This is a genomic window from Mucilaginibacter sp. CAU 1740 (genome assembly GCF_039839285.1).
GTDB lineage: Bacteria > Bacteroidota > Bacteroidia > Sphingobacteriales > Sphingobacteriaceae > Mucilaginibacter.
In genome coordinates this window covers 24,595-50,353 of sequence record NZ_JBDOQS010000020.1, presented here as the reverse complement: position 1 = coordinate 50,353, position 25,759 = coordinate 24,595, and the positions used below count along the sequence as shown (strand labels likewise).

Below are 25,759 nucleotides of genomic sequence, written 5' to 3'. Positions count from 1 at the left end.
GGCATAAATTTGGATCGACAAAGCCCAAGAGAGGCTTCGGGCTATTTTCCCCCCTTCGTATATCTGGTGGTTGAAAAACTATGGTGGCGGGGATGTTTTAGGAGACGAGATTTATAGCATATACGAACTGGATTTTGATACGGTTGTGGGAGGGGATATCGTGTATATGAATGAATTGAGAAGAAAGGATCCTTCAGATAATAATCGATTGGTGATTCAAGTGACAGGTCATTCTGAAGTTTTTTATTTTGATTTATCGGCGAAGAATAGCAGCTTAGAATACCCTGTGTTTAAAGAGTATATTGATTGTAACGTTATATATGCAGAAAGCTTCCTTGATTTTTTAAAAAGGAGAATTTTAGATGCCGAATGATGTTTTTTTCGCGATGTGAAAAATATAGGCGTGGAAACGATTTAAATATGCGGGTGTGCAACTTAGGTGGTTATATTAGTTAATAATAAAACTCTGTATCGTTTGATTGTATTTGTGCGTAATTGCCTTTAAACCAATTGTAATTATCATGAAACGATACCTATTCCTATTCATCTTATTTTTTTCGATGGCCTGCAAAAAAGATAAAACAGTAGCCATGAATGAGCGCCTTGACGGTAAATGGAAATTCATTAACTCTAAAGGCGGGTTTAGCGGCCAGGATGTGATAAGCGCACCGGCTGGGGTAACAAATTACCTGGTGTTGAGTAAGGATTTCAACTACCAGCTGCTTAGTAACGATGCAGTTGAAAAAAGCGGTAAGTACACCCTTAAAACCGGCGTTAGCGATTATTTAAACGAAAAGGCCGACTTTATTAATTTCGATGGTGATCTTTCCCCCAAAACATATGTTATTAAAGGCGATTCGTTGTTGATAAGTGATGATCATTATGAACCTTATCATACTTTATATACAAAAGCACATTAAGAATGTACCGGTAGATGCCCGATGGGCCTTTACTTACGAAGCTTTTTTGCTGTGCGGGGTTTCCTAACTTCGCACAGTTTATACTTGTAATATGCTGCTATAATATCGGCGTAATTAAGCTATACCGCTGTTCTAAGTTTTCCAGGTTTGAAGGCCTATGCCTGTAGTCTGCAACTACAGTATCCGCGTTGCCAGGCAACCCACTATCGTCCAAATCCGTACTGATCATAAGTTGCCCATAATCCGGACTTAACAAAATACCCAAACCAACATGCAACCCAACCAAATCCGCAAGCTTTGGTACCTTCTTATTTTATTCACCGCCTGGCAGCTAACCATCACGCTGCTAAGTGATGGCTTTGTGTTATCGTTTGATGAGTCTATCTGGCATTACATAGGCCGCAATTGGTTCAAGAACGGATTGGTTCCTTACAACGGCGGAACCGATAATAAATCCCCTTTAATATTTGCCATTTTCGGTATCTCAGATTGGTTGTTTGGCGTTAATTATTGGTTTCCGCGGGTGTTGGCTACGCTGTGCCAAACAGCAGGAATTTATTACCTGTTCAGGATAGCGCAAAAAGTAGCAGGTGAAAAAGCCGCGTTAGCCGCAGCTTTTTGTTATGGGATAACTTTGCTTTGGCATGCTACAGGCAGCAGGTTCGTGGCCTTTACCGAAACTTACGAGGTGCTGTTTTTATTGATGGCCATTAACCGTTATCTGCGATCGTGTAAAAACACCGACCTGGTTTTAAGCGGCATCCTTGCCGGATTGGCGCTTGATTTCCGGCTCTCCGCGGCTTTTGTTGTGCTTGCTATGGTAGTTTATATGCTTGGCCGTAAAAAGCTTTTGGATGCAGGCTGGTTTTCGGTGGGCGTAATTATGGGCCTTGCGGTTTTGCTGATGGTTTGTGTTTTAGCCGGTATAAATATTCATGATCTGGGCTTAAATATGCTTACCGATAATTTTAGCCGGGGCAGCGCAACAGATCATAGCATGGCTTACAAATTGCGAAGCCTATTAAGCAAATTCATTTACTCGCCCATGGCTATGTTGTATCCGCTGACTATAGTAGGTTTTTTTGTACGGAAACAACATGCGGCGCTTTTTATTTTATGGCTTGTGCTCGCTTTTACGGCGATCAATTTTATAGGTATTTATGATGTTGTGCATTTAAAGGAGGTGTTGCCACCTTTGGCTATATTAAACGGATGCGCGGTTGCTTATTTCACCAGTAAATATAAACTACAGCTTAGGTATGCGTTGCTGATCATCGCGGGTTTGTTTGTTCCGCGAATGTCTGAAGCGTTACGTAACGCCAGCATCCTGTTAGGCGAGGCCCCTCCAAAATTGAGTTATGGCCAGCCACCCTATATCAACCCGCCCGAAGGCGACCGTAAGCTATTGGCAAAATGGGTAAGGGACAACACTAAACCTACCGACCTGGTATTGGTGCATAGCTTTGGCACACAGGTACAGGTATATTCGGAAAGGGTATCGCCAAGTATATATTTTAACATCACCCAAACATCGGTAGCCAAAGCCCGCTTTAAACAGGATCTGCAACAGAAAAAGCCTGCTATGATTCTTGTGCCCTTGTTCCCGGAATATGATAATTTGGTGGATGCAGATCTGCGGATGTTTGTAAAGCAGATGGTAGAGCGGGGCTATTATTTGGATAGGTGTATGTATAATTACCAGATCTATCGGTTACGTAAGTAGATAGCAGTTATTGGTGGAGTTATAGCGTTAGGGATTGCAGCGGAAAACCCACAGCCGCGGTGGCCTCTGTGTAATGGCCTGGCGAGGATTTGCAGCGTAAAGCCCGCCCGTTAGCTAACGGGAACGCCCGGATCAGTGCTATGTAATTGTTGTTAATTGGATGCAGCCGGGGCGATTTTCATCTTCACCAGGTAAACACCTTTTTTACCAGCTATGTTAAATTTTTTGTTATGATCAGCGTTGAAAAAAGGTTCGGCAATTTGTACTTCGTCACTTTCAAAACCGCTGCCCAATATTTCCTGTGCTTCGCTGATAGTGTACTGCCTGCCTTTTATTTCAAAAACAAAACCGTAATTAGATTTCTGCAGATCTTTAAAATATATTTTTCCTACCGGTACGCTAAAGTTTATCGGCACTGAATATTGAACCCGAACCGGGCGCCCGTTTTGTATCCCTGGTAGCCATTGCGGACTGTTTTCCAACACGCGCGCGGCCTCGGCTTCACAGCCGGCACCTATGCAGTTAACCGGCATAACATTAGTTACGCGGCCCGTAGTATCAACTACAAAACTCACTACAACTTTGCCGTTAATCCCTATAAGTCGCGCAACATCGGGATATTTCACGCTATTGCCAATGTAATTGATCAAAGCGGGTATGCCGCCCGGAAATTCGGGTACACGCTCAATACTCGTGAAGGCTTTGCTTTTGGTAGTATCGATATTAAAAGCAGTTTTGGCATATGTGAACCGGCCCATTAACAAAATTGCTACAAGGATGTAATAAGGTTTCATGCGGCAAAGATAATAAGCGGTATGTTTTTTGGAGGTTAACATGGGGTTATAACTACAATCTTTTTGAAAAAAAAGTTATAGCGTGTTCAATTTTACGCCGCCGTTTAAGGCCGACTAAAAAAAGACCTTAAAACCGGACATCCTCACCTCAAAATAAAACCGACTAAAGCTTAATGAAATACCTTGCAAACAGATGTTAAAACATGGGAGTAAAAATTATGAAAAAATAACTTACTAACTATTTGATAATTAATACAAAGTTTCTATCTTTGCCGTCCCTTTCGGGGGAGAAATATGTCTTGAACGAAGCCCTACTGCTTCGATGGACACAAACAAATTAAGAAAATGTCAGGAATTATTGGTAAAAAAGTAGGAATGACCAGCATTTTCGACGAGACAGGGAAGAACATTCCTTGTACTGTGATCGAAGCTGGCCCTTGCGTGGTAACCCAGATCAAATCTGTGGATATCGATGGATATGCAGCTGTTCAGCTTGCATATGGCGACAAAAAGGAAAAAAACACTTCTGGACCGTTAAAAGGTCACTTCCAAAAAGCAGGTACTGCCCCAAAAAGGAAACTTGTTGAATTCAAAACTTTCGAGGACGAAAAATCATTAGGCGACACCGTTACTGTCGAGATTTTCGCTGCGGGAGATTTTGTGGATGTGGTTGGTACCTCAAAAGGTAAAGGTTTTCAGGGTGTGGTAAAACGTCACGGTTTTGGTGGTGTGGGTATGCAAACTCACGGTCAGCACAATCGTTTACGTGCACCAGGTTCATTGGGAGCGTCATCATGGCCATCACGCGTATTTAAAGGTATGCGCATGGCAGGTCAAACCGGAAACGTTCGCGTTAAAACACAAAACTTACAAGTTGTTAAAGTGTTCGCTGAGCAGAATCTGTTAGTAGTTAAAGGTTCCATCCCCGGAGCTAAAGGTTCATTCGTAATAGTGGATAAATAAGATGGAAGTTAACGTATTAAACGTATCAGGTAAAGAAACAGGTGCCAAGGTGCAACTTCCTGAGTCGATCTTCGGTATTGAGCCAAATGATCACGCTATTTATCTTGACGTTAAGCAATATCTTGCTAACCAACGTCAGGGTACACACAAATCAAAACAGCGTAATGAAATTGCAGGTTCAACCCGCAAATTATACAAACAAAAAGGTACAGGCGGTGCCCGTGCCGGTGGTATTAAATCACCTTTGTTTAACGGTGGTGGCCGTGTATTCGGTCCGCAACCACGTGATTACAGCTTTAAATTAAACAAAAAGCTTAAATCATTGGCCCGTAACTCTGCTTTATCATACAAAGCACAGGATAACAACATTTTAGTGTTAGAAGACTTTAATTTTGATAGCATCAAAACTAAAAACTACATTAAGTTGGAGGCCGATTTGAATGTTACTAACGATAAAACATTATTGGTAGTAGCAGGCGCTGAAAATAACAACGTTTATTTATCAAGCAGAAACCTGAAAAGAAGCAAAGTAATCTCTGTTGAGCAATTAAACACTTATGATGTGTTAAACGCCGGCAAATTATTGCTTACTACAGGTGCTGTTAAAACTTTGGAGGAAGCATTAGCTAAGTAATTATGGAAATTTTAAAACAACCCCTACTTACTGAAAAAGTTACTCAGTTAACTGAAAAGCTTAACCGTTATGCTTTCAAAGTTGATCACAGGGCTAACAAAATTCAGATCAAAAGTGCCATTGAGGCAATGTATGGTGTAAATATCACTGCGGTGAACACCATGAAATACGTCGGTAAACTAAAAACCCGCAATACTAAGGCTGGTGCCGTTCAAGGCCGCTCAGCTACTTATAAAAAAGCGATTGTTACGTTGAAGGACGGAGAAGTAATTGATTTTTACAGCAATATATAATTATAGACATGGCAGTAAAGAGATTTAAACCGGTTACCCCCGGTACCCGCTTCAGAGTTGACGTATCTAACTCAGATATTACTACTAATGTTCCTGAAAAATCATTAGTTGTTGCAGCCAACAAAAAATCTGGCGGTCGTAACCACAGTGGTAAAATGACTATGCGCTACTTAGGTGGTGGTCATAAACAAGCATACAGGTTAGTTGATTTTAAACGTAACAAATTTGACATCCCTGCAAAAGTTGCAACTATCGAGTACGATCCTAACCGTTCGGCCCGTATAGCCCTGCTACACTTTGCAGATGGTGAAAAACGATACATGATCGCTCCGGAAGGCTTAACAGTTGGTACAATTGTAACAGCTGGCGAAAAAGCAGCTCCAGAGGTTGGTAACACTTTACCATTAAAGAACATTCCTCTTGGTTCGATCATCCACAACATTGAGTTAAACCCAGGCCAGGGCGGTGTAATTGCCCGTAGTGCCGGTACTTATGCTCAATTATCAGCACGTGATGGCAAATACGCTATCATCAAGTTGCCTTCAGGCGAAACACGTATGATCTTGTCAACTTGCTTGGCAACTATCGGTACAGTTTCAAATGGCGAAAGGGCTAACTCTGTGTTAGGTAAAGCAGGCCGTAACCGTTGGTTGGGTCGTAGGCCAAGGGTACGTGGTGTAGCCATGAACCCGGTAGATCACCCTATGGGTGGTGGTGAAGGCCGTGCTTCGGGTGGTCACCCACGTTCACGTAAAGGTTTGTTAGCTAAAGGCTACAAAACTCGTGACAAGAAGAAATCATCGGATCGTTACATCATTGAAAGAAGGAAGAAATAATGGCTCGTTCAATAAAAAAAGGACCTTACATCGATCATAACTTAGATAAAAAAGTTACGGTTTTGAATGATGCGAATAAAAAATCAGTTGTAAAAACATGGTCACGTCGTTCCATGATCTCTCCTGATTTCGTTGGTCATACATTCGCTGTACACAACGGTAACAAGTTTATCCCTGTGTATGTAACAGAAAATATGGTTGGACACAAGCTTGGAGAGTTTGCCCCAACCCGTACATTCCGCGGTCACGCAGAAAAGAAAAAATAACAGGTAATGGAAGCAACAACAAAAATTAAAAAGTCTGTACTGATCAGGCAACAAAAAGAAGCTGCGAAAGCTCTTGTAGGCGGCGCTTCTGTTGCTAAGTTACAGGACTGTCCAACTTCACCACGCAAAATGCGTTTGGTGGTTGATTTGATCCGCGGTGAAAACGTATTTAAGGCTTTAAGCATCTTAAAGTTCACTAATAAAGAAGCGGCTATCCGTGTTGAAAAATTGCTTTTATCGGCAATTAACAACTGGCAAGCTAAAAACGAAGGCAAAAACGCCGATGATCTTTTTGTAAAAGAGATCTCTGTAGGTGGTGGCCGTCAGTTAAAAAGGTTACGTCCTGCACCGCAAGGTAGGGGATACCGTATCCGCAAACGCTCAAACCACGTAACACTTGTTGTGGATACTAAAAACGAAAACAATTAATTTAACATGGGACAGAAAGCACATCCAATAGGTAACAGGTTAGGCATCATCAGAGGCTGGGATTCTAACTGGTTCGGTGGCAACAACTACTCCGATAAATTAGTTGAAGACGAAAAGATCCGCAAATACCTTTCAGCTCGTATCGCTAAAGGTGGTGTATCAAAAGTAGTTATTGAGCGTACTTTAAAACGTATTACCGTAACTATCCACACTGCCCGTCCGGGTATTGTGATCGGTAAAGGCGGTCAGGAAGTTGACAAGATCAAAGAAGAGTTGAAAAAACTTACTAAAAAAGAAGTTCAGATCAACATTTTCGAGATCAAACGTCCTGAGCTTGACGCGCAATTAGTAGCTGAAGGCATTGCTAAACAATTAGAAGCACGTATCTCTTTCCGTCGTGCCATGAAAACCACAATCGCTGCAACCATGCGTATGGGTGCCGAAGGTATCAAGGTAATGACATCAGGCCGTTTAGGTGGCGCTGAGATGGCACGTAGCGAGCAATATAAAGAAGGCAGGATTCCTTTGCACACTTTCCGTGCTGACATCGACTACGCATTAGCAGAAGCATTAACTACCTATGGTAAAATAGGTGTTAAAGTATGGATCTGCAAAGGCGAGGTTTATGGCAAACGCGATCTTTCTCCTAACATTGGCAGCACCAGCAGCGCAAGCGGCAAAGGTGGCAGGCCAGAAGGCGGCGCACCAGGTTTTGGTAACCGTAACGAAAGAGGCGGCGAGCGCGGTGGTGAGCGTCGTGGCGACAGGAAACCAGGTGGTGATCGTCGTGGCGGTGGCCAAGGCGGAAATCGCCCAGGTGGTCAAGGTGGAAACCGTCCGGGTGGACAAGGTGGAAACCGTCCAGGTGGCCCAGGTAAGAGATAATTATTAGAGTAGAAGACAGATATCGAATACGATATAAAAGCTTAAAAAAATGCTACAGCCAAAAAGAACGAAGTTCAGAAAGATGCAAAAAGGCAGGATGAAAGGTTTAGCCACTCGTGGTGCTGAACTTTCATTCGGATCTTTTGGTGTTAAATCACTCGAAGCGGCATGGATCACCAGCCGTCAGATCGAGGCTGCACGTATCGCTGTAACACGTTTTATGAAACGTGAAGGACAGGTTTGGATCAGGATATTTCCTGACAAACCTGTAACCAAAAAACCTGCAGAGGTACGTATGGGTAAAGGTAAAGGTGCTCCTGAATACTGGGTTGCGGTAGTACGCCCCGGAAGGATCATCTTCGAAGCCGAAGGTGTGCCTTTGGAAGTTGCTAAAGAGGCTTTACGCCTTGCAGCACAGAAATTACCAGTGCAAACTAAATTTATTGTACGTAGGGATTACGTAGAAGCATAAATTGAGGAGTTAGTTGAAGAGTTGTAAAGTTTTAATGTTGTGAAGTTGATGCCGAATTTCACCCATCATTAATAAAACGATACAACGTTTAAACTTACCAACAGACAACAAATAACAAAGAAAAATGAAGAACTCAGAAATTTTGGGTCTATCAACTGAAGAAATTGTTGCTAAGATCAGCGAGGAAAGGGCTACCCTTACCAAATTGAAATTCGCTCACGCAGTTTCAGCTATTGAAAACCCTTCCCGTATAACCAAAGTACGCAAAGGAATTGCTCAGTTAAATACTGAATTAACAAAACGTAAAGCGGCGGCCGCTTCTGAAAAGAATTAATTTTTTAAACATTCACAAAATGGAATTGGAAAGAAATTTAAGAAAAACACGTACCGGCCTTGTAGTAAGCAACAAAATGGAGAAATCTATAGTTGTGGCCGTTGAGCGTAAGGTGAAACACCCTATCTATGGTAAGTTCGTAAAAAAGACTACCAAATTCATGGCGCATGATGAAACTAATACTTGTGGCATTGGCGATACAGTATTGATCATGGAAACCCGCCCCCTGAGCAAAACCAAAAACTGGCGATTAGTTGAAATTTTAGAAAGGGCTAAATAAGATGGTACAACAGGAATCAAGATTAACAGTAGCCGATAATAGCGGCGCTAAAGAAGTTTTAGTGATCCGTGTATTAGGTGGTACCGGTAAAAGGTATGCATCAATCGGCGATAAAATTGTAGTTACCGTAAAAAGCGCTTTACCATCAGGTAACGTGAAAAAAGGTAGCGTATCAAAAGCCGTAGTTGTACGCACTAAAAAAGAGATCCGTAGAAAAGACGGTTCATATATCCGTTTCGACGATAACGCAGCTGTGTTGTTAAACAACCAGGACGAGCCAAGAGGTACACGTATCTTTGGCCCTGTTGCAAGGGAACTGCGCGAGAAACAATTTATGAAAATTGTATCATTAGCACCGGAGGTATTGTAACATGGAAAAGAAAGTAAAATTAAAGATCCGTAAAGGCGACCTGGTTAAAGTTATTGCCGGCGATTCAAAAGGATCACAAGGTAAAATAGTTGAAGTTTTGGTTGACAAAAACAGGGCTATTGTTGAAGGTGCCAACCTGGTATCTAAACATACTAAGCCTAATGCTGCCAACCCTAACGGCGGAATTGTTAAACAAGAAGCTGCTATACATATTTCGAACCTGGCGTTGGTTGATCCTAAAACAGGTGAAACAACCCGTGTTGGCCGTAAATTAAACGATGCCGGCAAATTAGTAAGGGTAGCAAAAAAATCAGGGGAGGAAATTAAGTAATGGCTTACGTACCAAGATTAAAATCGAAATACAAAGAGGAGATCCGCACCGCACTGAAAGATAAATTTCAGTACAAAAGCGTAATGCAGGTTCCTAAGTTAGAGAAAATTGCTATTAACCAGGGTGTAGGCGGTGCTACTACCGACAAGAAATTGATCGAGAACACCATCACCGAGTTAACAACCATCACTGGTCAGCAAGCAGTATCTTCAAAATCTAAAAAAGATATCTCAAACTTTAAATTGCGTAAAAATATGCCGGTTGGCGTACGTGTTACTTTACGTGACAACACAATGTACGAGTTTTTGGATCGTTTGATCGCTGTTGCTTTGCCACGTATCCGTGACTTTAAAGGCATCAACGACAAAGGTTTTGATGGCCGCGGCAACTATACTTTAGGTATTACAGAGCAAATTATCTTCCCTGAAATAAACATTGATAAAATCAATAAAATTCAAGGTATGGATATTACCTTTGTAACCTCCGCAACAAACGATGTTGAAGCATTGGAGTTGTTGAAACAATTTGGTTTACCATTTAAAAATCAAAATAGCAATGGCTAAAGAAGGTGTAAAAGCACGTGAAGTAAAGCGCGCTAAATTAGTAGCTCAATACGCTGAGAAAAGAGCTGCTTTAAAAGAAGCTGGCGATTACGCTGCTTTAGATAAATTACCAAAAGCATCATCACCGGTAAAATTGCACAACCGTTGCAAATTAACCGGCCGCCCTCGTGGTTATATGCGTCAATTTGGCATCTCACGTGTTACATTCCGTGAAATGGCTCTTGAAGGCAAGATCCCGGGAGTGAAAAAAGCAAGCTGGTAAGCAGCTAAATATTTAGAGATTAGAGATTTGAGGTTAGTGATTAGGTTCGCTAACCTCTCATCTCTAATCTCTAATCTCATGAATTTAACCGATGGAAGGTCGCCCGGGATGTTACTGGGAGTGAAACCACCGTCACAACACAATAAAATGAATACAGATCCAATCGCAGATTATCTTACAAGAGTAAGGAATGCTATTAAAGCCAACCACCGGGTTGTTGAAATTCCTGCATCAAATCTGAAGAAGGAAATCACTAAGGTGCTTTTCGACAAAGGTTACATTGCAAATTACAAGTTTGAGGCTAATGGTCCTCAAGGCATCATCAAAGTTGCTTTGAAATACCACCCGATAACTAAAATTTCTGCTATCCGCAGCATTTCGCGCATCAGCAAACCAGGTTTGAGGAAATACGCAGGTATGGAAAACATGCCACGTGTATTAAATGGTTTAGGTATCGCCATCCTGTCAACTTCTAAAGGCGTTATGTCTGATAAAGAAGCACGTCAGCAAAATGTTGGTGGTGAGGTTTTATGCTACGTTTATTAATCGAAGAAATTTAAAGCAATGTCAAGAGTAGGAAAAGCACCGATAGCACTGCCACAAGGAGTAACCGTTACGGTATCAGCAGAGAATGTTGTTACAGTAAAAGGTCCTAAAGGTGAGTTGCAGCAAGCGGTTGATAGCGATATCACCATTGCACAGGAAGACGGCCAGTTACTGGTTCAACGCCCGTCTGAGCAAAAACGTCACAAAGCGTTACACGGTTTATACCGCGCGCTTTTAAATAACATGGTAATTGGTGTAACTGAAGGTTACAAAGTTACTCAGGAATTAGTAGGTGTGGGTTACCGTGCCACTAATACAGGTAATACTTTAGATTTAGTGTTGGGTTTCTCTCACCACTACGTATTTGAATTACCACAAGAAATTAAAGTTACAACCACTGCTGATAAAGGTAAAAACCCAACCATCATTTTGGAGTCTATCGACAAACAATTGATCGGTCAGGTTGCAGCTAAAATCCGTTCATTACGTGCTCCAGAGCCTTACAAAGGTAAAGGTATCAAGTTCCAGGGCGAGATATTGAGAAGAAAAGCAGGTAAATCAGCATCTAAAAAATAATCGTCATGGGAGCTAAATTATCAAGAAGAGACAGGATTAAAAAAGGCATCAGAAAACGCCTTTCGGGTTCAGCAGAGCGTCCTCGCCTGTCAGTATTTAGGAGCAATAAAGGAATTTATGCGCAGATCATTGACGATGTTGCCGGTAAAACATTGGTTTCAGCATCTTCTTTGTCAAAAGAATTTGCAGCTGATGGTTCAAAATCAGATCAATCAGTAGCTGTAGGCAAACTGGTAGCTTCAAAAGCTATCGCTGCAGGTATTAAAGATGTTGTTTTTGACAGGAACGGTTACTTGTACCACGGCCGTGTTAAATCATTGGCAGAAGGTGCACGTGAAGGTGGTTTAAACTTTTAATCGAACAGAGAAATGTCAACAATCAACATAAAAAGAGTAAAATCAAGCGAGATCGAATTGAAAGACCGCTTGGTAAGCATACAGCGCGTTGCCAAAGTAACCAAAGGTGGCCGTACTTTCAGCTTCTCTGCCATTGTGGTAGTAGGTGATGAAAACGGTGTAGTAGGTTACGGCTTAGGTAAAGCTAAAGAGGTAACTGAAGCTATTGCAAAAGGCATTGATGATGCTAAAAAGAACCTGGTAAAAGTTCCGATCATTAACGGAACTGTACCTCACGAGCAAATTGGTAAATTTAGCGGTGGTTTTGTTTTCATTAAACCAGCAGCTAACGGTACCGGTGTAATTGCAGGTGGTGCTATGCGTGCCGTATTAGAGTCGGCAGGTGTACACAACGTATTAGCAAAATCAAAAGGTTCATCAAACCCGCACAACGTGGTAAAAGCAACCGTATCGGCATTAGCCCAGTTACGTGATGCCAATACAGTAGCACAACAGCGCGGTATTAGTTTAGGTAAAGTTTTTAACGGATAATCAGTCATGGCCAAAATCAAAATAACTCAGATTAAGAGCGTGATCGACAGAACGGAGCGCCAGAAAAAAACGATACAAGCTTTAGGCTTGCGTAAAATTAACCACAGTGTGGAAGTTGAGGCTACACCTGCTATAGTTGGGATGGTTAGGAAAGTGAACCACCTGGTAGCGGTTGAAAATATTTAATATCATGAATTTAAGTAATTTAAAACCTGCAGAAGGTTCAACCAAAAATAGAAAACGTATTGGCCGTGGTACCGGTTCGGGCCGTGGCGGTACGTCAACCCGTGGTCACAAAGGCGCGGGTTCACGTTCAGGCACCAGCACTAAAGTGGGCTTTGAAGGCGGTCAGATGCCTTTACAGCGTCGTGTGCCTAAAGTAGGCTTTAAAAACCCTAACCGTGTTGAGTACACAGGTGTAAACCTTGACGTACTTCAGGAATTAGTTTCAAAATATTCACTTACTGTAGTGGATCTTGAAACTTTGAAAGAGCATGGTTTGGCTTCACGTAACGACCAGGTTAAGATCCTTGGCCGTGGCGAATTGACAGCCAAAGTAGAGGTTAAAGCACATGCATTTACTGCTACAGCTCAAAAAGCTATTGAAGCAGCAGGTGGTACCATAGTTAAGTTATAATTTCGATGAAGAAATTTTTCACCACATTATCCAATATCTGGAAAATCGAAGATTTAAGAGTGCGTATTACTAACACGCTCTTATTTCTTCTTATATATCGTGTAGGCTCATTCGTGGTTTTGCCCGGAGTTAATTACTCATCGGTAACAGGCCAAAAGGCAGAAGGATTAGTAGGATTGCTGAATATGTTTGCGGGAGGTTCGTTTTCACGTTCTTCTATTTTCGCTTTAGGTGTAATGCCTTACATTTCGGCTTCAATTGTGGTGCAACTGCTTGGCATTGCCGTGCCGTATTTTACCAAAATGCAAAAAGAAGGTGAAAGCGGCCGTAATAAGCTTAACCAATGGACTCGTTACCTAACAATCGGTATTACCTTTTTACAGGCAATCGGTTACCTTAAATCGCAGGTTGCTGCCGATGCAAGGACCATTGCTGATCCGTTTACATTTATTATCCTGAATACTTTTGTATTAACTGCAGGTACATTATTTGTAATGTGGTTAGGTGAAAAGATCACTGATAAAGGTATCGGTAACGGTATTTCGCTAATCATCATGGTGGGTATTATTGCCCAGTTGCCAGGTGCTTTCGGTACAGAGTTTATCGCCCGTAACGGTGGTGCCGGTGGTTTGATCGCGTTCATTGTTGAGATCGTTGCGCTTATTGGTGTAGTAATGTTTACTATCCTTATAGTACAGGGAACACGCAAAATTTCGGTTCAATACGCAAAACGTATTGTAGGTAACAAACAATATGGTGGCGTACGCCAGTATATACCTTTAAAGGTAAATGCTGCAGGTGTAATGCCTATCATCTTTGCCCAGGCGTTGATGTTTATACCTCAAACCGTAGCGCAGTTTTTCCCTAACGTATCATCAAACGGGATCCTGATCGCTTTATCAAACTATAACTCTTGGCAGCATAACCTGTTGTTCGGTATCCTGATCATCCTGTTCACTTACTTCTATACAGCTATTACGGTTAACCCTAACCAAATGGCTGACGATATGAAGAAGAACGGTGGCTTTATCCCAGGCATTAAGCCAGGTAAAAGCACGGCCGATTTTATAGACGCCGTTATTTCAAGGATAACTTTACCAGGTTCGGTATTTTTGGCTATCATAGCCATTATCCCGGCGTTGGCCAGTTTGGTTGGTGTATCTCCAATATTTGCAAGGTTCTTCGGCGGTACTTCGCTGATCATCCTGGTAGGTGTTGTGTTGGATACATTACAGCAAATTGAAAGCCACCTGTTGATGCGCCATTACGATGGTTTAATGAAAACCGGACGTATTAAAGGACGTACAGCTATGCCTGCAGCTGCCGGAACAACCCCGACAGCGATCTAAGGACATGTCTAAGATTATTTACAAGTCTGCCGAGGAGATTGAGCTTATCAGGGAAAGTGCCTTACTGGTATCCAAAACCCATGCTGAAATAGCAAAGGTTATTGGCCCCGGAGTAGCGACCATCGAACTCGACAGACTTGCTGAAACTTTTATCCGTGATAATGGGGGCATACCTGCCTTTTTAAATTATCACGGATTTCCATACTCTCTCTGCATTTCACTTAACGACCAGGTGGTGCATGGTTTCCCCGGAAAATACATTTTGAAGGAAGGAGATCTTGTATCGGTTGATTGTGGTGTTGTACTGAACAAATACGTAGGCGATTCGGCTTATACCTTTGCTATCGGCGAAGTAAGCGACCAGGTTAAGAAACTAATGCGTGTTACGCAGGAGTGTTTGCAACTGGGTGTTGAAAAAGCTGTGGCAGGTATGCGCATTGGTGATATCGGTTACGCTGTACAGGAGCATGCAGAGAAAAATGGTTTCGGCGTGGTAAAAGAACTGGTAGGACATGGCGTGGGCAGGCAGCTACACGAAAAGCCTGAAGTACCTAACTACGGAAAACGCGGCTCGGGCACCAAACTTGAAGAAGGTATGGTAATAGCCATTGAGCCGATGATCAACGCGGGCCGTGCCGGTGTTAAGTTTTGGGATGATGGCTGGACAGTATCAACTGTTGATAAGAAGCCAAGCGCCCATTACGAGCATACAGTAGCGGTAGGAAAAGGCAAACCAGACATTTTATCGACGTTTGAATACGTAGAAAATGTTTTAAAAGAAAAAAATAATAATTAAATAATTTTTTATTAATTTTGCATCCCGGTTTCAGGGCGGATAATTAAGTAATAATCAACAAAATATGGCTAAACAATCTTCGATTGAGCAAGACGGTACAATTAGAGAGGCATTGTCAAACGCAATGTTCAGGGTTGAACTTGAAAATGGTCATGAGATTATAGCGCACATATCCGGTAAAATGCGTATGCACTATATCAAAATTCTTCCTGGCGACAGGGTGAAACTGGAGATGAGTCCGTATGATTTAACAAAGGGTAGAATAACCTATAGATATAAATAAAAAGATGAAAGTTAGAGCATCCATCAAAAAACGCAGCGCTGATTGCAAAATCATCCGCCGTAACGGGAAACTTTACGTTATTAACAAAAAGAACCCAAAGTTTAAACAACGCCAGGGCTAAGAACCATTACTGAATTGGAGAATGTTGAATTACTGATAGCGATTCGATAATTCAATAATTCGATAACTCAATAAATTACAAGAAATATGGCAAGGATTTCAGGTATTGATTTACCAAAGAATAAAAGAGGAGAGATCGGACTTACTTACATTTTCGGCATTGGCCGCTCAACAGCTCAAAGAATTTTAGCTGAAGCAGGTATTGACGTTAATATCAAAGTACAAGATTGGACCGATGATCAGTTAGCTGCAATACGTGGTATCATCAACGATCAAATTAAAGTTGAAGGTGCTTTACGTTCTGAAGTACAGCTTAACATTAAACGTTTGATGGATATTGGTTGCTACCGTGGTACACGTCACCGTAAAGGTTTACCATTACGTGGTCAGCGTACTAAAAACAACTCACGTACCCGTAAAGGAAAACGTAAAACAGTTGCTAACAAAAAGAAAGCTACTAAATAGTGATTGGTGCTTAGAGGTTAGCGAATGGTTAACAGCCGCTTGATAACTTCAAAACATCAGGATTACCTCATTAAGTAATTTTTACGGGTCCGGATCATAGAATTGATCCAGTAATTCGTAAGTAACAGATTAAAAAAATGGCTAAAGCTAAAAAAGTAACCAAGAAACGCATTGTGATTGTTGAGCCGGTTGGCGAAGCGCACATCAATGCTACTTTCAACAACATCATCATCACCCTTACCAACAAAACAGGCCAGGCTATTTCATGGTCGTCTGCAGGTAAAATGGGTTTCAAAGGTTCAAAAAAGAATACCCCTTACGCTGCCGGTCAGGCTGCTGCCGATTGCGGTAAAGTTGCATATGACTTAGGTTTACGTAAAGTTGAAGTATTTGTAAAAGGCCCTGGTGCCGGTCGTGAGTCAGCTATCCGTACTTTGCAAACTGCAGGTATCGAAGTAACTACGATTAAAGATATTACACCGCTTCCGCACAACGGTTGTCGTCCTTCAAAAAGAAGAAGAGTTTAATTAACAGATTTTAAAGCTAAGATTCAGTGGCTTCAGGCTGCATGATACTTTAAGAACAACACAAAATGGCCAGATATACAGGACCAAAATCCAAAATTGCCCGTCGTTTCCGTGAGCCGATCTTCGGTCCGGATAAAGCGTTAGATCGTAAAAACTACCCACCGGGCCAACATGGTGCTTCAAAACGTCGTGGTAAACAATCTGAGTATTCAACTCAGTTGCAAGAGAAACAAAAAGTTAAATACACTTACGGTGTATTAGAGCGTCAGTTCGAAAACTTGTTTCACCGTGCATCAGCTAAAGAAGGTATCACTGGTGAAAACCTTTTGAAATTTTTGGAAGCTCGTTTAGATAACGCTGTTTTCCGTTTAGGTATTGCTCCTACACGTTCTGCAGCTCGTCAGTTAGTTAACCACAAACACATCACCGTTAACGGTAGTGTTGTAAACATCGCTTCATACGCATTGAAAGCTGGTGATGTGGTTGCTGTACGTGAAAAATCTAAATCATTAGAAGCTATCACTACTTCGGTAGCCGGCAGAAGAATCAACAAATACAGCTGGTTAGAATGGGATGCAGCTGCCTTAACAGGTAAGTTCCTTAACTACCCTAACCGCGATGAGATCCCTGAAAACATCAAGGAAAACCTGATCGTCGAGTTGTACTCTAAATAAGATATGAGATATCAGATGTGAGATTTGGAAGTTTTTTCAAATCTCATTTCTGGTTTTCGTATATATGCAAATCACAAACAAAAGGTTTGGATAAACGTTTGAACAGCAGAGAAATCTCACATCTCAAATCTCATATCGCAAATCAATTATCAAGTAAACAATAAATAAAGGATATAAATGGCAATTTTAGCATTTCAAAAACCAGACAAGGTTATCATGCAGAAAGCAAATGATTTTGATGGTACGTTTGAATTTCGTCCGTTAGAACCAGGTTTCGGTGTAACCATTGGTAATGCTCTGCGTCGTATCTTACTTTCATCTCTTGAAGGTTTTGCTATCACTTCTGTACGTTTTTCGGGAGTTACGCATGAATTTTCAACCATCAAGGGTGTTGTTGAAGACGTAACCGAGATCATCCTTAACCTTAAACAAGTTCGTTTTAAGAAAACAGGCGAATCTGGCGACAGCGAGAAAATATTTGTTATTGTAAATGGCCAGGATGCTTTCAAAGCTGGAGATATCACCAAATTCTCAAACAACTTTACTGTATTAAATCCTGATCTGGTACTTTGCAACATGGATCCTTCGGTAACGCTTGAAGTTGAGCTTACTGTGGGTAAAGGCCGTGGTTACGTACCAAGCGAGGAGAACAAAAATCCTGACGCTAACGTTGGTGTTATCGCTATCGATTCGATCTATACACCGATCAAAAACGTAAAATATACTATCGAAAACTATCGTGTTGAGCAAAAAACCGACTATGAAAAATTAGTATTGGATATTGCTACTGATGGTTCGATCCACCCTGAAGATGCTTTGAAAGAAGCAGCTAAAATTCTGATCCAACACTTCATGCTGTTCAGCGATGAAAACATGATGCTTGAAGCACAGGCTAAAGAAGAAACTAAAGAGGTTGACGAAGAGATCTTGCACATGCGCAAGATCCTTAAAACCGAACTGGTTGATCTTGACCTATCTGTACGTGCCCTTAACTGTTTGAAAGCTGCTGATATCCGCAGCCTTGCAGATTTAGTATCGTATGATGTTGCTGATATGTTGAAATTCAGGAACTTCGGTAAAAAATCGTTAACTGAGATTCAGGACCTGGTTAAATCAAAAGGTTTATCTTTTGGTATGAACCTGTCTAAATTTAAGTTAGACGAGGAATAATAAGAGATTAGAGGTTTGAGATAAGAGATTAGTTCTTGTTTCAAACCTCTCTTTTTTTGAATGAATATTAATTAAGCGAAAGCATAATTCCGAGGGCTTGAGATAATCGCCCAACGGTATGCACGTGAAATATATAAAACAATGAGACACGGAAACAAAAACAATCACTTAGGCCGTACTACCAGCCACCGCAAAGCGATGCTGGCTAACATGGCAACTTCGCTTATTTTACACAAGCGTATCACTACAACATTAGCAAAAGCAAAAGTTTTACGCGGTTATGTTGAGCCACTTTTAACAAAATCAAAAAACGATACTACGCACTCACGTCGTACAGTATTTAGCTATCTGCAGGATAAAGATGCTACTTCGATCTTGTTCCGCGAGATTGCTGAGAAAATCGCTAACCGCCCAGGTGGTTACACCCGTATCATCAAGTTAGAAAACCGTTTAGGCGATAACGCTGAAATGGCAATCATCGAGCTTGTTGATTACAACACTGTTTACGGTAATGACGCTGCTGCTCCTGCTAAGAAATCAACCCGTCGTCGTGGTGGTTCTGGCGCTGCAAAAGCTAAAACTGCTGCTCCGGTTGCAGAGGAAGCTGTAGTAGTTGAAGACGTTAAAGAAGAACCAGCTGCTGAAGCACCTGCAACTTCTGAAAACGAAGAGAACGCTGAAAAAGGCGAATAATTAATTATTCATCTTAACAGATACTGAAAGCGGCCCGCTCATTTGAGCGGGCCGCTTTTGTTTTGACTTAATTTGCCATCTGCTGTTACTTAGCTGCCGCGGGTTTAGCGCAGCGTAACCCGTGGTATAAAATCACTTAAGTCTCTGACTTAAGTAGCAGAAAATAGCCACAAACTAAACGATCCACTATTTGCCATCGGCTACGCGGTGCTACAACAGCTGTAGGTGATATGTTGATTTATTGGGGTTAAGTCAGAGACTTAACCTGTTTTACACCACGGGTTACGCTGCGCTAAACCCGCGGCAGATTGTCGATATTAAATGCGATAGGTTAGTAAGCCCTCAATATCTTCCACTAACGCAAACCCACATTTTTCCAATATCCTTCTTGATGACAAGTTATCAGCATAAGTATGCACAATAATTGCCTTAACAAAATCGTGCGTAAATGCCCATCGCGAGAGTAGTTGCAAGGCCTCGGTAGCGAAACCTTTATTTTGCTGATTAGCATCGATCATGTAACCGATCTCTGCTTTGCCTTGGTCATTTGGATACCCGGCGAAGCCCATGCCGCCTATTACTGTGTTGGTGCTTTTCAGGATGATCTCCCAATCGGTGTACCAAAGGTATTGATCAGGGTAAGCGAGGGTATTAGGGAGCCAGAAATTATCGAAAGCATCGTCGATCTCTTTCATATAAAATGGATCAATATTCATGGCCGATGGGGTTAAGCCGATAGATAGTTCGAAGGTTTCCCTGTTTTGTTTAAGTAGTAATAATTGATGATGTGTTAACGGCAGCATTTTAAGCCGTTCTGATTCGATAAAAAACATGGTAGTATTTGGAATTAAATAACAATAAAAATTCAGTTCGCTTTTTTGAAAGTGAATGTACAGCCGTAGGGTTGAGGCTGTTTGTTATGCAATTCCAGGCAATAAGATATGCCTGTTTGGTTTGTTAAGTAACAGAGGCGGTTGTTTTGTTATTATAAATGTAGGGAATTTTGTTAGAACCTGTAGTAAGTTGCAGGAACGAAGTTTGCGTTAGGGATAGGAGCAGAGCGCCACAGCGCGGGAGGGAATGAGCGTTGGCAAAGCGAGGACTTGCAGCGGATAGCCCGCCCGTTGGCTAACGGGAACGCCATTATCAGTTTGCAGTTTTGAGAGGGCAGTTTGCAGTTGATTTTGTGTGAATCTGGGTTAAACAAATGAATGGATCTATTTATTTTGATCGGCATTTTGTTAATTGTTTAATTCTATAAACTCCGGTTCAGACAACGTTACAAACGTTTTATACTTTTGCGATATACTGTCAATTATGCAAGCATAATGACGGCCCTTCGCCTTTAACCTTTTCCCTTTCGCCTCAAAACTTTCTGCCAACCTGTCATTGCAATGTAAGCCAATCTGTCGCCTTGTTCATGAACTGACAATGTAAGCCAATTTTTACTGCCATTGGCACATTGGCACAGGCATTGATAAATAGCGGTGGTTAGTAAACAATAAATCAAAAAAGAAAAAACAATCATATATGTCTAAAATAATTGGAATCGACTTAGGAACAACCAACTCCTGCGTTGCTGTAATGGAAGGCAACGAGCCTGTAGTTATAGCTAACAGCGAGGGTAAACGTACTACGCCGTCTGTAGTAGCTTTTATTGATAATGGCGAACGTAAAGTTGGTGATCCTGCAAAACGTCAGGCAATCACAAACCCTACCAAAACCATTTCGTCAATTAAACGCTTTATGGGTAACCAGTTTAATGAAGTTACAAGTGAAGCGGCCCGTGTACCTTATAACGTAGTTAAAGGTGACAACAACACCCCACGTGTTGAAATTGGCGACCGTAAATATACCCCGCAAGAAATTTCGGCAATGATCCTTCAGAAAATGAAGAAAACTGCTGAAGACTTTTTAGGTACTGAAGTAACTGAAGCGGTTATTACCGTTCCTGCTTACTTTAACGATGCTCAGCGCCAGGCTACTAAGGAAGCCGGTGAAATTGCTGGTTTGAAAGTTCGTCGTATCATTAACGAGCCTACTGCTGCTGCTTTGGCTTACGGTTTTGATAAAGCGCACAAGGATATGAAAATTGCTGTGTTTGACTGCGGTGGTGGTACGCATGACGTATCTATCCTGGAGTTGGGTGATGGCGTTTTCGAAGTAAAATCAACCGATGGTGATACGCACTTAGGTGGTGACGACTTTGACCAGGTTATCATCGACTGGTTGGCAGAAGAATTTAAAAGCGACGAAGGTATTGACCTGCGTAAAGACCCAATGGCTTTACAACGCTTAAAAGAATCGGCCGAGAAAGCTAAAATTGAGTTATCAAGCTCAGCACAAACTGAAATTAACTTGCCATACATCACTGCTGTTGATGGCATGCCTAAGCACTTAGTAAAAACTTTAAGTCGCGCTAAATTTGAGCAACTGGCTGATAGCTTGATCAAACGTACTATTGATCCTTGTAAATCGGCTTTGAAAAACGCTGGTTTAAGCACTTCTGATATCGACGAAGTAATTTTGGTAGGTGGTTCAACCCGTATCCCTGCTATCCAGGAAGCTGTTGAAAAATTCTTCGGCAAAGCTCCTTCAAAAGGTGTTAACCCTGATGAGGTTGTTGCTATCGGTGCTGCTATTCAAGGTGGTGTATTAACCGGTGAGGTTAAGGATGTATTGTTGTTAGACGTTACCCCGCTTTCATTAGGTATTGAAACTATGGGTGGTGTAATGACTAAATTGATCGAATCGAACACTACTATCCCTACTAAAAAATCTGAAACTTTCTCAACTGCCAGCGATAGCCAGCCATCTGTTGAGATCCACATTTTACAAGGCGAGCGCCCAATGGCTGCGGGTAACCGTACTATCGGCCGTTTCCACCTGGATGGTATTCCACCAGCACCTCGTGGTGTGCCTCAAATTGAAGTAACTTTCGATATTGATGCCAACGGTATCCTGCACGTATCTGCTAAAGATAAAGCTACCGGTAAAGAGCAAAAAATCCGTATCGAAGCTTCATCTGGCTTAACTGATGCCGAGATCAAAAAGATGAAAGACGAAGCTGAAGCAAATGCTGATGCTGACAAAAAGGCAAAAGAAGAAGTTGAAAAACTGAACGGTGCCGATGCCCTGATCTTCTCTACAGAAAAACAATTGAAAGAGTACGGTGATAAGATCCCTGCTGATAAAAAAGCTCCTATCGAAGCTGGCTTAGCTAAATTGAAAGAAGCTTACTCAGCTAAAAACTTTGACGCTATTGAAGCTGCACAAACCGAGCTTAACACAGCCTGGACTGCTGCATCTGAAGATATGTACAAAGCTGCTGAAGGTGGTGCACAAGGTGCGCCAGGTGATGGTCAGCCGGGTGCAGGTCCGCAGGATAACTCGGATACAGTTACCGATGTTGATTTTGAAGAAGTGAAATAATTAATTTCGTTTCGATGATATAAAAGCCCGGTTTGGTTAGTTCCAGACCGGGCTTTTTTGTGGGATGAAGTTTGGAATGGCATGAAGTATATTACGAGGCACCTACGGAGCCGAAAATTTTAACTCAGATCATGCTATAAACACGTGACTCCTAACGGAGTCGCCAAGCGGATTAAAATGCCTGTGGCGAAATTGTGCTTTAACCCCGTAGGGGTACCGTGTTTATAGCAAAAAAGTAGTGTTTTTTGGCTCCGTAGGTGCCCCGTTCTACGCCATCCTATTTTATTGGAAACGTTTTATTTATTGCTCAATAAAATCAAATAAATATTCATCTTCAAACGGAATTTCAAATTTCTTTAGCAATCCCATATATTCCTGTTTGAATGTTTTTTTCTGATGATGGGCTTCCTGGTTTTGAATGTAATTAACAACTATATTGATATGTGAGTGTGAGTAAGAGAAAACACCATATCCTTCCTGCCATCTAAATTTACCTTTTATCCAACCTTTGCTATTAATAAATTCATTGCTTTGCACCTTAATTTCTTTTACGAAATCAGAAATTAATATGGTAGGTTTAAAGCCTACAAATAGGTGTATGTGATCTGGCATACAATTTATAGCGATTAACTTTACACCGCGGGCCTGAACCAATGACGTAATATACTTATGCAACTCCTCCTTATTACTTTTTGAAATAAGGCTTTCCCTGCCTTTAACAGCAAAAACAAACTGAAGATAGATCTGTGAAAAGGTATTGGCCATGGTTAAAATATTTAGCCCAATATAATCAGCATTCTATAAAATCACTAAAATTCAATTGCGATTTCTTCTGTCAAATTCTCAACCACATCATCCTTTAATTGCACTTTCTCAAATCCATGCAATACAAATTTGATGGATGCAAAACGTGATTTAAATCCACCTTCAACTGCAGATAAGCTAACCATCTTTCTGGCCGGATCGAAGCTAATCCCCCGCTTATAATAACCACCCTGCTCATAATCATACGATGTTCCGTCATCTTCATAATAAACAAAGCTATTAGGTTCACCTCCATTCCAAACATGGATATATAAAACACCATCACCCGCCTCGTTTGTATTTTGTACGATGCCTTGCATGGGAATTATTCCCCCTGCTTTTACAAATACAGGTAAATCGGTTAGGGGAGAGGGTACATTAACTATCTGGCCACCCTCATAAATCTGATCCGAGCCAAAACGGTACCATGATCCTTCGGGCAGATAAACATCCGCGGTAAGTTCGGTGCTTATAACCGGGACTACCAAAAGGGCATCACCAAACATAAACTGATTTTGAAAACGGGTGTCGAATATGTGCTCATTATTAGTATAATCAATGGCCAGCGTACGACTTAGGGGCATTCCTGTTTGTGCGGATTGATAAAAGCCTGAATAGATATAGGGGAGCATCTTATACCGTTGCTCAATATCTTTTTTGATGATCTGCTCATACGCTTCACCCCATTCCCAAGGCTCACGCATTTTACTGCCCTGTATGGCATGATTACGGAACATTGGGGTATAAGTACCCAGCGAGTTCCAGCGCACCATTAGCTCGGGCGTAGGGTTGCCGCTGAAACCGCCGATATCAACGCCTACAAAACTCATCCCGGTAATGCCTAAACTATTCACCAGTCGCTGCCCGAATAACAAATGCTCATCGGTACCGTTATTATCGCCCGTCCAAATGGCCGAATAGCGTTGTGTGCCGGCATAAGCCGCACGGGTAAGTACAAATGGGCGTTTATTACCTAATATTTTCCTGGTGCCATCATATGTGGCGCGGGCCATTTCCATGCCGTAAGCATTGCGCACTTCGGGCAAGTATTTATCGCCGAATTTTACCATCCAGGGGATGTTTTGGTTCCAAACGGCAGGCTCGTTCATATCATTCCAAAAACCTTCAACGCCGGGATCGGTAAGGGCAGTGAAGGCCGCACCCCACCACTCACGTACATCTTCCCTGAAAAAATCGGGGAAGTGGCAGCGGCCCGGCCACACGTAGCCGGTGTAATTTTCTCCATCCGGATAGGTGGCGAAGTAGCCTTTCGCTACGCCCTCATTGTATTGCGTATAGCCTTCTTCTATTTTAATACCCGGATCAACAATGGTAGCCAGTTTAAAGCCCATCTGCTTTAACTCGTCCATCATTTTTTTAGGCTTAGGGAATGTTTTCTTATTCCAGGTGAAGATCTTGAACCCGTCCATATAATCGATATCGCAGTAGATCACATCGGCAGGGATCTGCTTAACGCGAAATGTTTTGGCAATGTTCAACACTTCATCGGCACTCATGTAACTCCAGCGGCATTGCTGGTAGCCTAAACTCCAAAGCGGAGGCATTTCCATGCGGCCGGTAAGCCAGGTGTAATCCTCAATAATTTGTGCTACGCCCTGCGCGCCAAAAAAGTAATAGTTCATATCACCGCCATCGGCACCAAACCAGCTCATTTGCTCATCGGTTGATGCACCGAAATCGAAATAACTTTTATGGGTATTATCAAAAAATAACCCGTAGGTAAGGCCGCTGTGCAGGCCGATAAAGAATGGGAAGGTTTTATAAAGCGGATCGGTTTTGGGCGTGTAATCTACCGCATCGGTATTCCAGTTGGTGTATGAGCTGCCGCGTCGGTTCAAATCACCGGCTTTTTCGCCGAGACCGATGAATTTTTCATCCTCATAAATTTTACGGTAGGTAATAACCCGTTCACCTTGCCAGATGGTGCCATAACGCTCATCATCGGCACTTAAGGGTTTACCTGTATTAGTGAAAAAGTTAAACCTTAAGGGCGATTTATGGATGCGTAGTTTCAGGGCCGAGGTAATGATATCAATATAAGCCGACGATTCATCAAAATCAAAATCTGCCAGGGGCTGGTGGATCACCGCAAACGATTCATCAGTTTCCCTATGTTGTTTGCTGATGTTGATCCGGATAATAGTAGGGCTGTAGATGTAAACCCTTGCTTCGGCTTCGGCGGTTTTGATAGTTAGAATACCATCATGTTGTTTAAAGCCTTGTACGTTGCCTATGATCTCTGCCTTCATGCTTTAAGTGCCTGTTTAATTTGTAGGCTTATAAAGCAACCCCACTAACTTTTATTGGTTTTATAAAATGTGTATTTGATACATTCGGATGACCCTGATCCGACCAACCGCCCGATCCAACCGATCAACTCCCCGAAACTTTCGATAAACTCGTAAAATATTGATAATTAGTATG

General features: G+C 41.9%; 37 protein-coding genes. 33 read left to right on the top strand and 4 right to left on the bottom strand.

Annotated features, from left to right (window positions below; all coding sequences use genetic code 11):
• Window positions 1-7: 7 nt before the first annotated feature.
• From AAFN85_RS30455 to AAFN85_RS30445, 3 genes are all read left to right on the top strand, one after another.
• Window positions 8-373: an SMI1/KNR4 family protein gene (locus AAFN85_RS30455; protein ID WP_347531785.1), complete on the top strand. Its 366-nt coding sequence runs from the start codon at window positions 8-10 to the stop codon at window positions 371-373.
• 148 nt (window positions 374-521) lie between these two features.
• The gene (locus AAFN85_RS30450; RefSeq protein ID WP_347531738.1) at window positions 522-920 is read left to right on the top strand and encodes a hypothetical protein; all 399 of its coding nucleotides are present in this window, start codon (window positions 522-524) and stop codon (window positions 918-920) included.
• Between the two features lie 271 nt (window positions 921-1,191).
• A complete protein-coding gene (locus AAFN85_RS30445; RefSeq protein ID WP_347531737.1) occupies window positions 1,192-2,643 on the top strand; it encodes a glycosyltransferase family 39 protein in 1,452 nt (483 codons plus the stop codon).
• 152 nt (window positions 2,644-2,795) lie between these two features.
• Here the strand turns inward: AAFN85_RS30445 and AAFN85_RS30440 are convergent, their stop codons facing one another.
• Window positions 2,796-3,437 carry an energy transducer TonB gene (locus AAFN85_RS30440; RefSeq protein WP_347531736.1) on the bottom strand — a complete coding sequence of 214 codons (642 nt, stop codon included), beginning with the start codon at window positions 3,435-3,437 and terminating at the stop codon, window positions 2,796-2,798.
• A gap of 345 nt (window positions 3,438-3,782) precedes the next feature.
• Between AAFN85_RS30440 and rplC the strand changes: the two genes are divergently transcribed.
• The 29 genes from rplC to rplQ all read left to right on the top strand — a co-directional run bounded on the left by rplC (window position 3,783) and on the right by rplQ (window position 19,078).
• A complete protein-coding gene (gene rplC / locus AAFN85_RS30435) occupies window positions 3,783-4,400 on the top strand; it encodes a 50S ribosomal protein L3 (protein WP_330861693.1) in 618 nt (205 codons plus the stop codon).
• A 1-nt stretch (window position 4,401) separates the two neighbouring features.
• On the top strand, window positions 4,402-5,034 hold the full coding sequence (gene rplD / locus AAFN85_RS30430) for a 50S ribosomal protein L4 (RefSeq protein ID WP_347531735.1): 633 nt from the start codon (window positions 4,402-4,404) through the stop codon (window positions 5,032-5,034).
• Between the two features lie 2 nt (window positions 5,035-5,036).
• On the top strand, window positions 5,037-5,327 hold the full coding sequence (gene rplW / locus AAFN85_RS30425) for a 50S ribosomal protein L23 (RefSeq protein WP_121233540.1): 291 nt from the start codon (window positions 5,037-5,039) through the stop codon (window positions 5,325-5,327).
• A gap of 8 nt (window positions 5,328-5,335) precedes the next feature.
• A complete protein-coding gene (rplB, locus tag AAFN85_RS30420; RefSeq protein ID WP_347531734.1) occupies window positions 5,336-6,163 on the top strand; it encodes a 50S ribosomal protein L2 in 828 nt (275 codons plus the stop codon).
• Window positions 6,163-6,429, top strand: a complete 267-nt coding sequence (gene rpsS, locus AAFN85_RS30415) for a 30S ribosomal protein S19 (RefSeq protein ID WP_347531733.1) — start codon at window positions 6,163-6,165, stop codon at window positions 6,427-6,429. The genes rplB and rpsS overlap by 1 nt, the downstream gene beginning before the upstream one ends.
• Window positions 6,430-6,435: 6 nt before the next feature.
• A complete protein-coding gene (gene rplV, locus AAFN85_RS30410) occupies window positions 6,436-6,858 on the top strand; it encodes a 50S ribosomal protein L22 (RefSeq protein WP_347531732.1) in 423 nt (140 codons plus the stop codon).
• Between the two features lie 6 nt (window positions 6,859-6,864).
• Complete coding sequence (gene rpsC / locus AAFN85_RS30405) at window positions 6,865-7,743, top strand: 30S ribosomal protein S3 (RefSeq protein ID WP_347531731.1); 879 nt, start codon at window positions 6,865-6,867, stop codon at window positions 7,741-7,743.
• A 49-nt stretch (window positions 7,744-7,792) separates the two neighbouring features.
• Complete coding sequence (gene rplP / locus AAFN85_RS30400; protein ID WP_090529269.1) at window positions 7,793-8,215, top strand: 50S ribosomal protein L16; 423 nt, start codon at window positions 7,793-7,795, stop codon at window positions 8,213-8,215.
• Between the two features lie 124 nt (window positions 8,216-8,339).
• Window positions 8,340-8,549 carry a 50S ribosomal protein L29 gene (rpmC, locus tag AAFN85_RS30395; protein ID WP_090529266.1) on the top strand — a complete coding sequence of 70 codons (210 nt, stop codon included), beginning with the start codon at window positions 8,340-8,342 and terminating at the stop codon, window positions 8,547-8,549.
• 19 nt (window positions 8,550-8,568) lie between these two features.
• Window positions 8,569-8,829 (top strand): 30S ribosomal protein S17, encoded by a 261-nt coding sequence (gene rpsQ, locus AAFN85_RS30390; RefSeq protein ID WP_347531730.1) that lies wholly within the window; start codon window positions 8,569-8,571, stop codon window positions 8,827-8,829.
• A 1-nt stretch (window position 8,830) separates the two neighbouring features.
• Window positions 8,831-9,199 carry a 50S ribosomal protein L14 gene (rplN, locus tag AAFN85_RS30385; protein ID WP_109609385.1) on the top strand — a complete coding sequence of 123 codons (369 nt, stop codon included), beginning with the start codon at window positions 8,831-8,833 and terminating at the stop codon, window positions 9,197-9,199.
• A gap of 1 nt (window position 9,200) precedes the next feature.
• Window positions 9,201-9,530, top strand: coding sequence for a 50S ribosomal protein L24 (rplX, locus tag AAFN85_RS30380; protein WP_347531729.1), 330 nt, complete (start codon window positions 9,201-9,203; stop codon window positions 9,528-9,530).
• On the top strand, window positions 9,530-10,093 hold the full coding sequence (rplE, locus tag AAFN85_RS30375; protein ID WP_347531728.1) for a 50S ribosomal protein L5: 564 nt from the start codon (window positions 9,530-9,532) through the stop codon (window positions 10,091-10,093). The genes rplX and rplE overlap by 1 nt, the downstream gene beginning before the upstream one ends.
• Complete coding sequence (gene rpsN / locus AAFN85_RS30370; RefSeq protein ID WP_347531727.1) at window positions 10,086-10,355, top strand: 30S ribosomal protein S14; 270 nt, start codon at window positions 10,086-10,088, stop codon at window positions 10,353-10,355. The genes rplE and rpsN overlap by 8 nt, the downstream gene beginning before the upstream one ends.
• A gap of 147 nt (window positions 10,356-10,502) precedes the next feature.
• On the top strand, window positions 10,503-10,901 hold the full coding sequence (gene rpsH / locus AAFN85_RS30365) for a 30S ribosomal protein S8 (RefSeq protein WP_347531726.1): 399 nt from the start codon (window positions 10,503-10,505) through the stop codon (window positions 10,899-10,901).
• An 18-nt stretch (window positions 10,902-10,919) separates the two neighbouring features.
• Window positions 10,920-11,477, top strand: a complete 558-nt coding sequence (gene rplF, locus AAFN85_RS30360; protein WP_347531725.1) for a 50S ribosomal protein L6 — start codon at window positions 10,920-10,922, stop codon at window positions 11,475-11,477.
• A gap of 5 nt (window positions 11,478-11,482) precedes the next feature.
• Entirely contained in the window at window positions 11,483-11,833 is a 351-nt protein-coding gene (gene rplR / locus AAFN85_RS30355; protein ID WP_347531724.1) for a 50S ribosomal protein L18, read from the top strand.
• 12 nt (window positions 11,834-11,845) lie between these two features.
• Window positions 11,846-12,364: a 30S ribosomal protein S5 gene (gene rpsE / locus AAFN85_RS30350; RefSeq protein WP_347531723.1), complete on the top strand. Its 519-nt coding sequence runs from the start codon at window positions 11,846-11,848 to the stop codon at window positions 12,362-12,364.
• A gap of 6 nt (window positions 12,365-12,370) precedes the next feature.
• Complete coding sequence (rpmD, locus tag AAFN85_RS30345) at window positions 12,371-12,550, top strand: 50S ribosomal protein L30 (protein WP_110585874.1); 180 nt, start codon at window positions 12,371-12,373, stop codon at window positions 12,548-12,550.
• A 4-nt stretch (window positions 12,551-12,554) separates the two neighbouring features.
• The gene (gene rplO, locus AAFN85_RS30340) at window positions 12,555-13,001 is read left to right on the top strand and encodes a 50S ribosomal protein L15 (RefSeq protein WP_347531722.1); all 447 of its coding nucleotides are present in this window, start codon (window positions 12,555-12,557) and stop codon (window positions 12,999-13,001) included.
• Between the two features lie 5 nt (window positions 13,002-13,006).
• Window positions 13,007-14,350 carry a preprotein translocase subunit SecY gene (gene secY, locus AAFN85_RS30335; RefSeq protein WP_347531721.1) on the top strand — a complete coding sequence of 448 codons (1,344 nt, stop codon included), beginning with the start codon at window positions 13,007-13,009 and terminating at the stop codon, window positions 14,348-14,350.
• A gap of 4 nt (window positions 14,351-14,354) precedes the next feature.
• Complete coding sequence (gene map / locus AAFN85_RS30330; RefSeq protein ID WP_347531720.1) at window positions 14,355-15,146, top strand: type I methionyl aminopeptidase; 792 nt, start codon at window positions 14,355-14,357, stop codon at window positions 15,144-15,146.
• A 64-nt stretch (window positions 15,147-15,210) separates the two neighbouring features.
• Window positions 15,211-15,429 carry a translation initiation factor IF-1 gene (gene infA, locus AAFN85_RS30325; RefSeq protein ID WP_022833270.1) on the top strand — a complete coding sequence of 73 codons (219 nt, stop codon included), beginning with the start codon at window positions 15,211-15,213 and terminating at the stop codon, window positions 15,427-15,429.
• A 4-nt stretch (window positions 15,430-15,433) separates the two neighbouring features.
• Entirely contained in the window at window positions 15,434-15,550 is a 117-nt protein-coding gene (gene ykgO, locus AAFN85_RS30320) for a type B 50S ribosomal protein L36 (protein WP_022833269.1), read from the top strand.
• An 86-nt stretch (window positions 15,551-15,636) separates the two neighbouring features.
• Window positions 15,637-16,014: a 30S ribosomal protein S13 gene (gene rpsM / locus AAFN85_RS30315; RefSeq protein ID WP_347531719.1), complete on the top strand. Its 378-nt coding sequence runs from the start codon at window positions 15,637-15,639 to the stop codon at window positions 16,012-16,014.
• 137 nt (window positions 16,015-16,151) lie between these two features.
• Window positions 16,152-16,541, top strand: coding sequence for a 30S ribosomal protein S11 (gene rpsK, locus AAFN85_RS30310; protein WP_112574505.1), 390 nt, complete (start codon window positions 16,152-16,154; stop codon window positions 16,539-16,541).
• Window positions 16,542-16,606: 65 nt separating this feature from the next.
• Complete coding sequence (gene rpsD, locus AAFN85_RS30305; protein ID WP_347531718.1) at window positions 16,607-17,215, top strand: 30S ribosomal protein S4; 609 nt, start codon at window positions 16,607-16,609, stop codon at window positions 17,213-17,215.
• Window positions 17,216-17,392: 177 nt separating this feature from the next.
• A complete protein-coding gene (locus AAFN85_RS30300) occupies window positions 17,393-18,385 on the top strand; it encodes a DNA-directed RNA polymerase subunit alpha (RefSeq protein WP_022833265.1) in 993 nt (330 codons plus the stop codon).
• A gap of 141 nt (window positions 18,386-18,526) precedes the next feature.
• On the top strand, window positions 18,527-19,078 hold the full coding sequence (gene rplQ, locus AAFN85_RS30295; RefSeq protein ID WP_347531717.1) for a 50S ribosomal protein L17: 552 nt from the start codon (window positions 18,527-18,529) through the stop codon (window positions 19,076-19,078).
• A 317-nt stretch (window positions 19,079-19,395) separates the two neighbouring features.
• Here the strand turns inward: rplQ and AAFN85_RS30290 are convergent, their stop codons facing one another.
• The gene (locus AAFN85_RS30290) at window positions 19,396-19,911 is read right to left on the bottom strand and encodes a GNAT family N-acetyltransferase (RefSeq protein WP_347531716.1); all 516 of its coding nucleotides are present in this window, start codon (window positions 19,909-19,911) and stop codon (window positions 19,396-19,398) included.
• Between the two features lie 697 nt (window positions 19,912-20,608).
• Here AAFN85_RS30290 and dnaK point away from each other — a divergent pair.
• Window positions 20,609-22,510 (top strand): molecular chaperone DnaK, encoded by a 1,902-nt coding sequence (gene dnaK / locus AAFN85_RS30285; protein ID WP_347531715.1) that lies wholly within the window; start codon window positions 20,609-20,611, stop codon window positions 22,508-22,510.
• A 300-nt stretch (window positions 22,511-22,810) separates the two neighbouring features.
• Here the strand turns inward: dnaK and tnpA are convergent, their stop codons facing one another.
• On the bottom strand, window positions 22,811-23,275 hold the full coding sequence (tnpA, locus tag AAFN85_RS30280; RefSeq protein WP_347531714.1) for an IS200/IS605 family transposase: 465 nt from the start codon (window positions 23,273-23,275) through the stop codon (window positions 22,811-22,813).
• Window positions 23,276-23,319: 44 nt separating this feature from the next.
• A complete protein-coding gene (locus AAFN85_RS30275; RefSeq protein ID WP_347531713.1) occupies window positions 23,320-25,584 on the bottom strand; it encodes a TIM-barrel domain-containing protein in 2,265 nt (754 codons plus the stop codon).
• Window positions 25,585-25,759 lie beyond the last annotated feature (175 nt).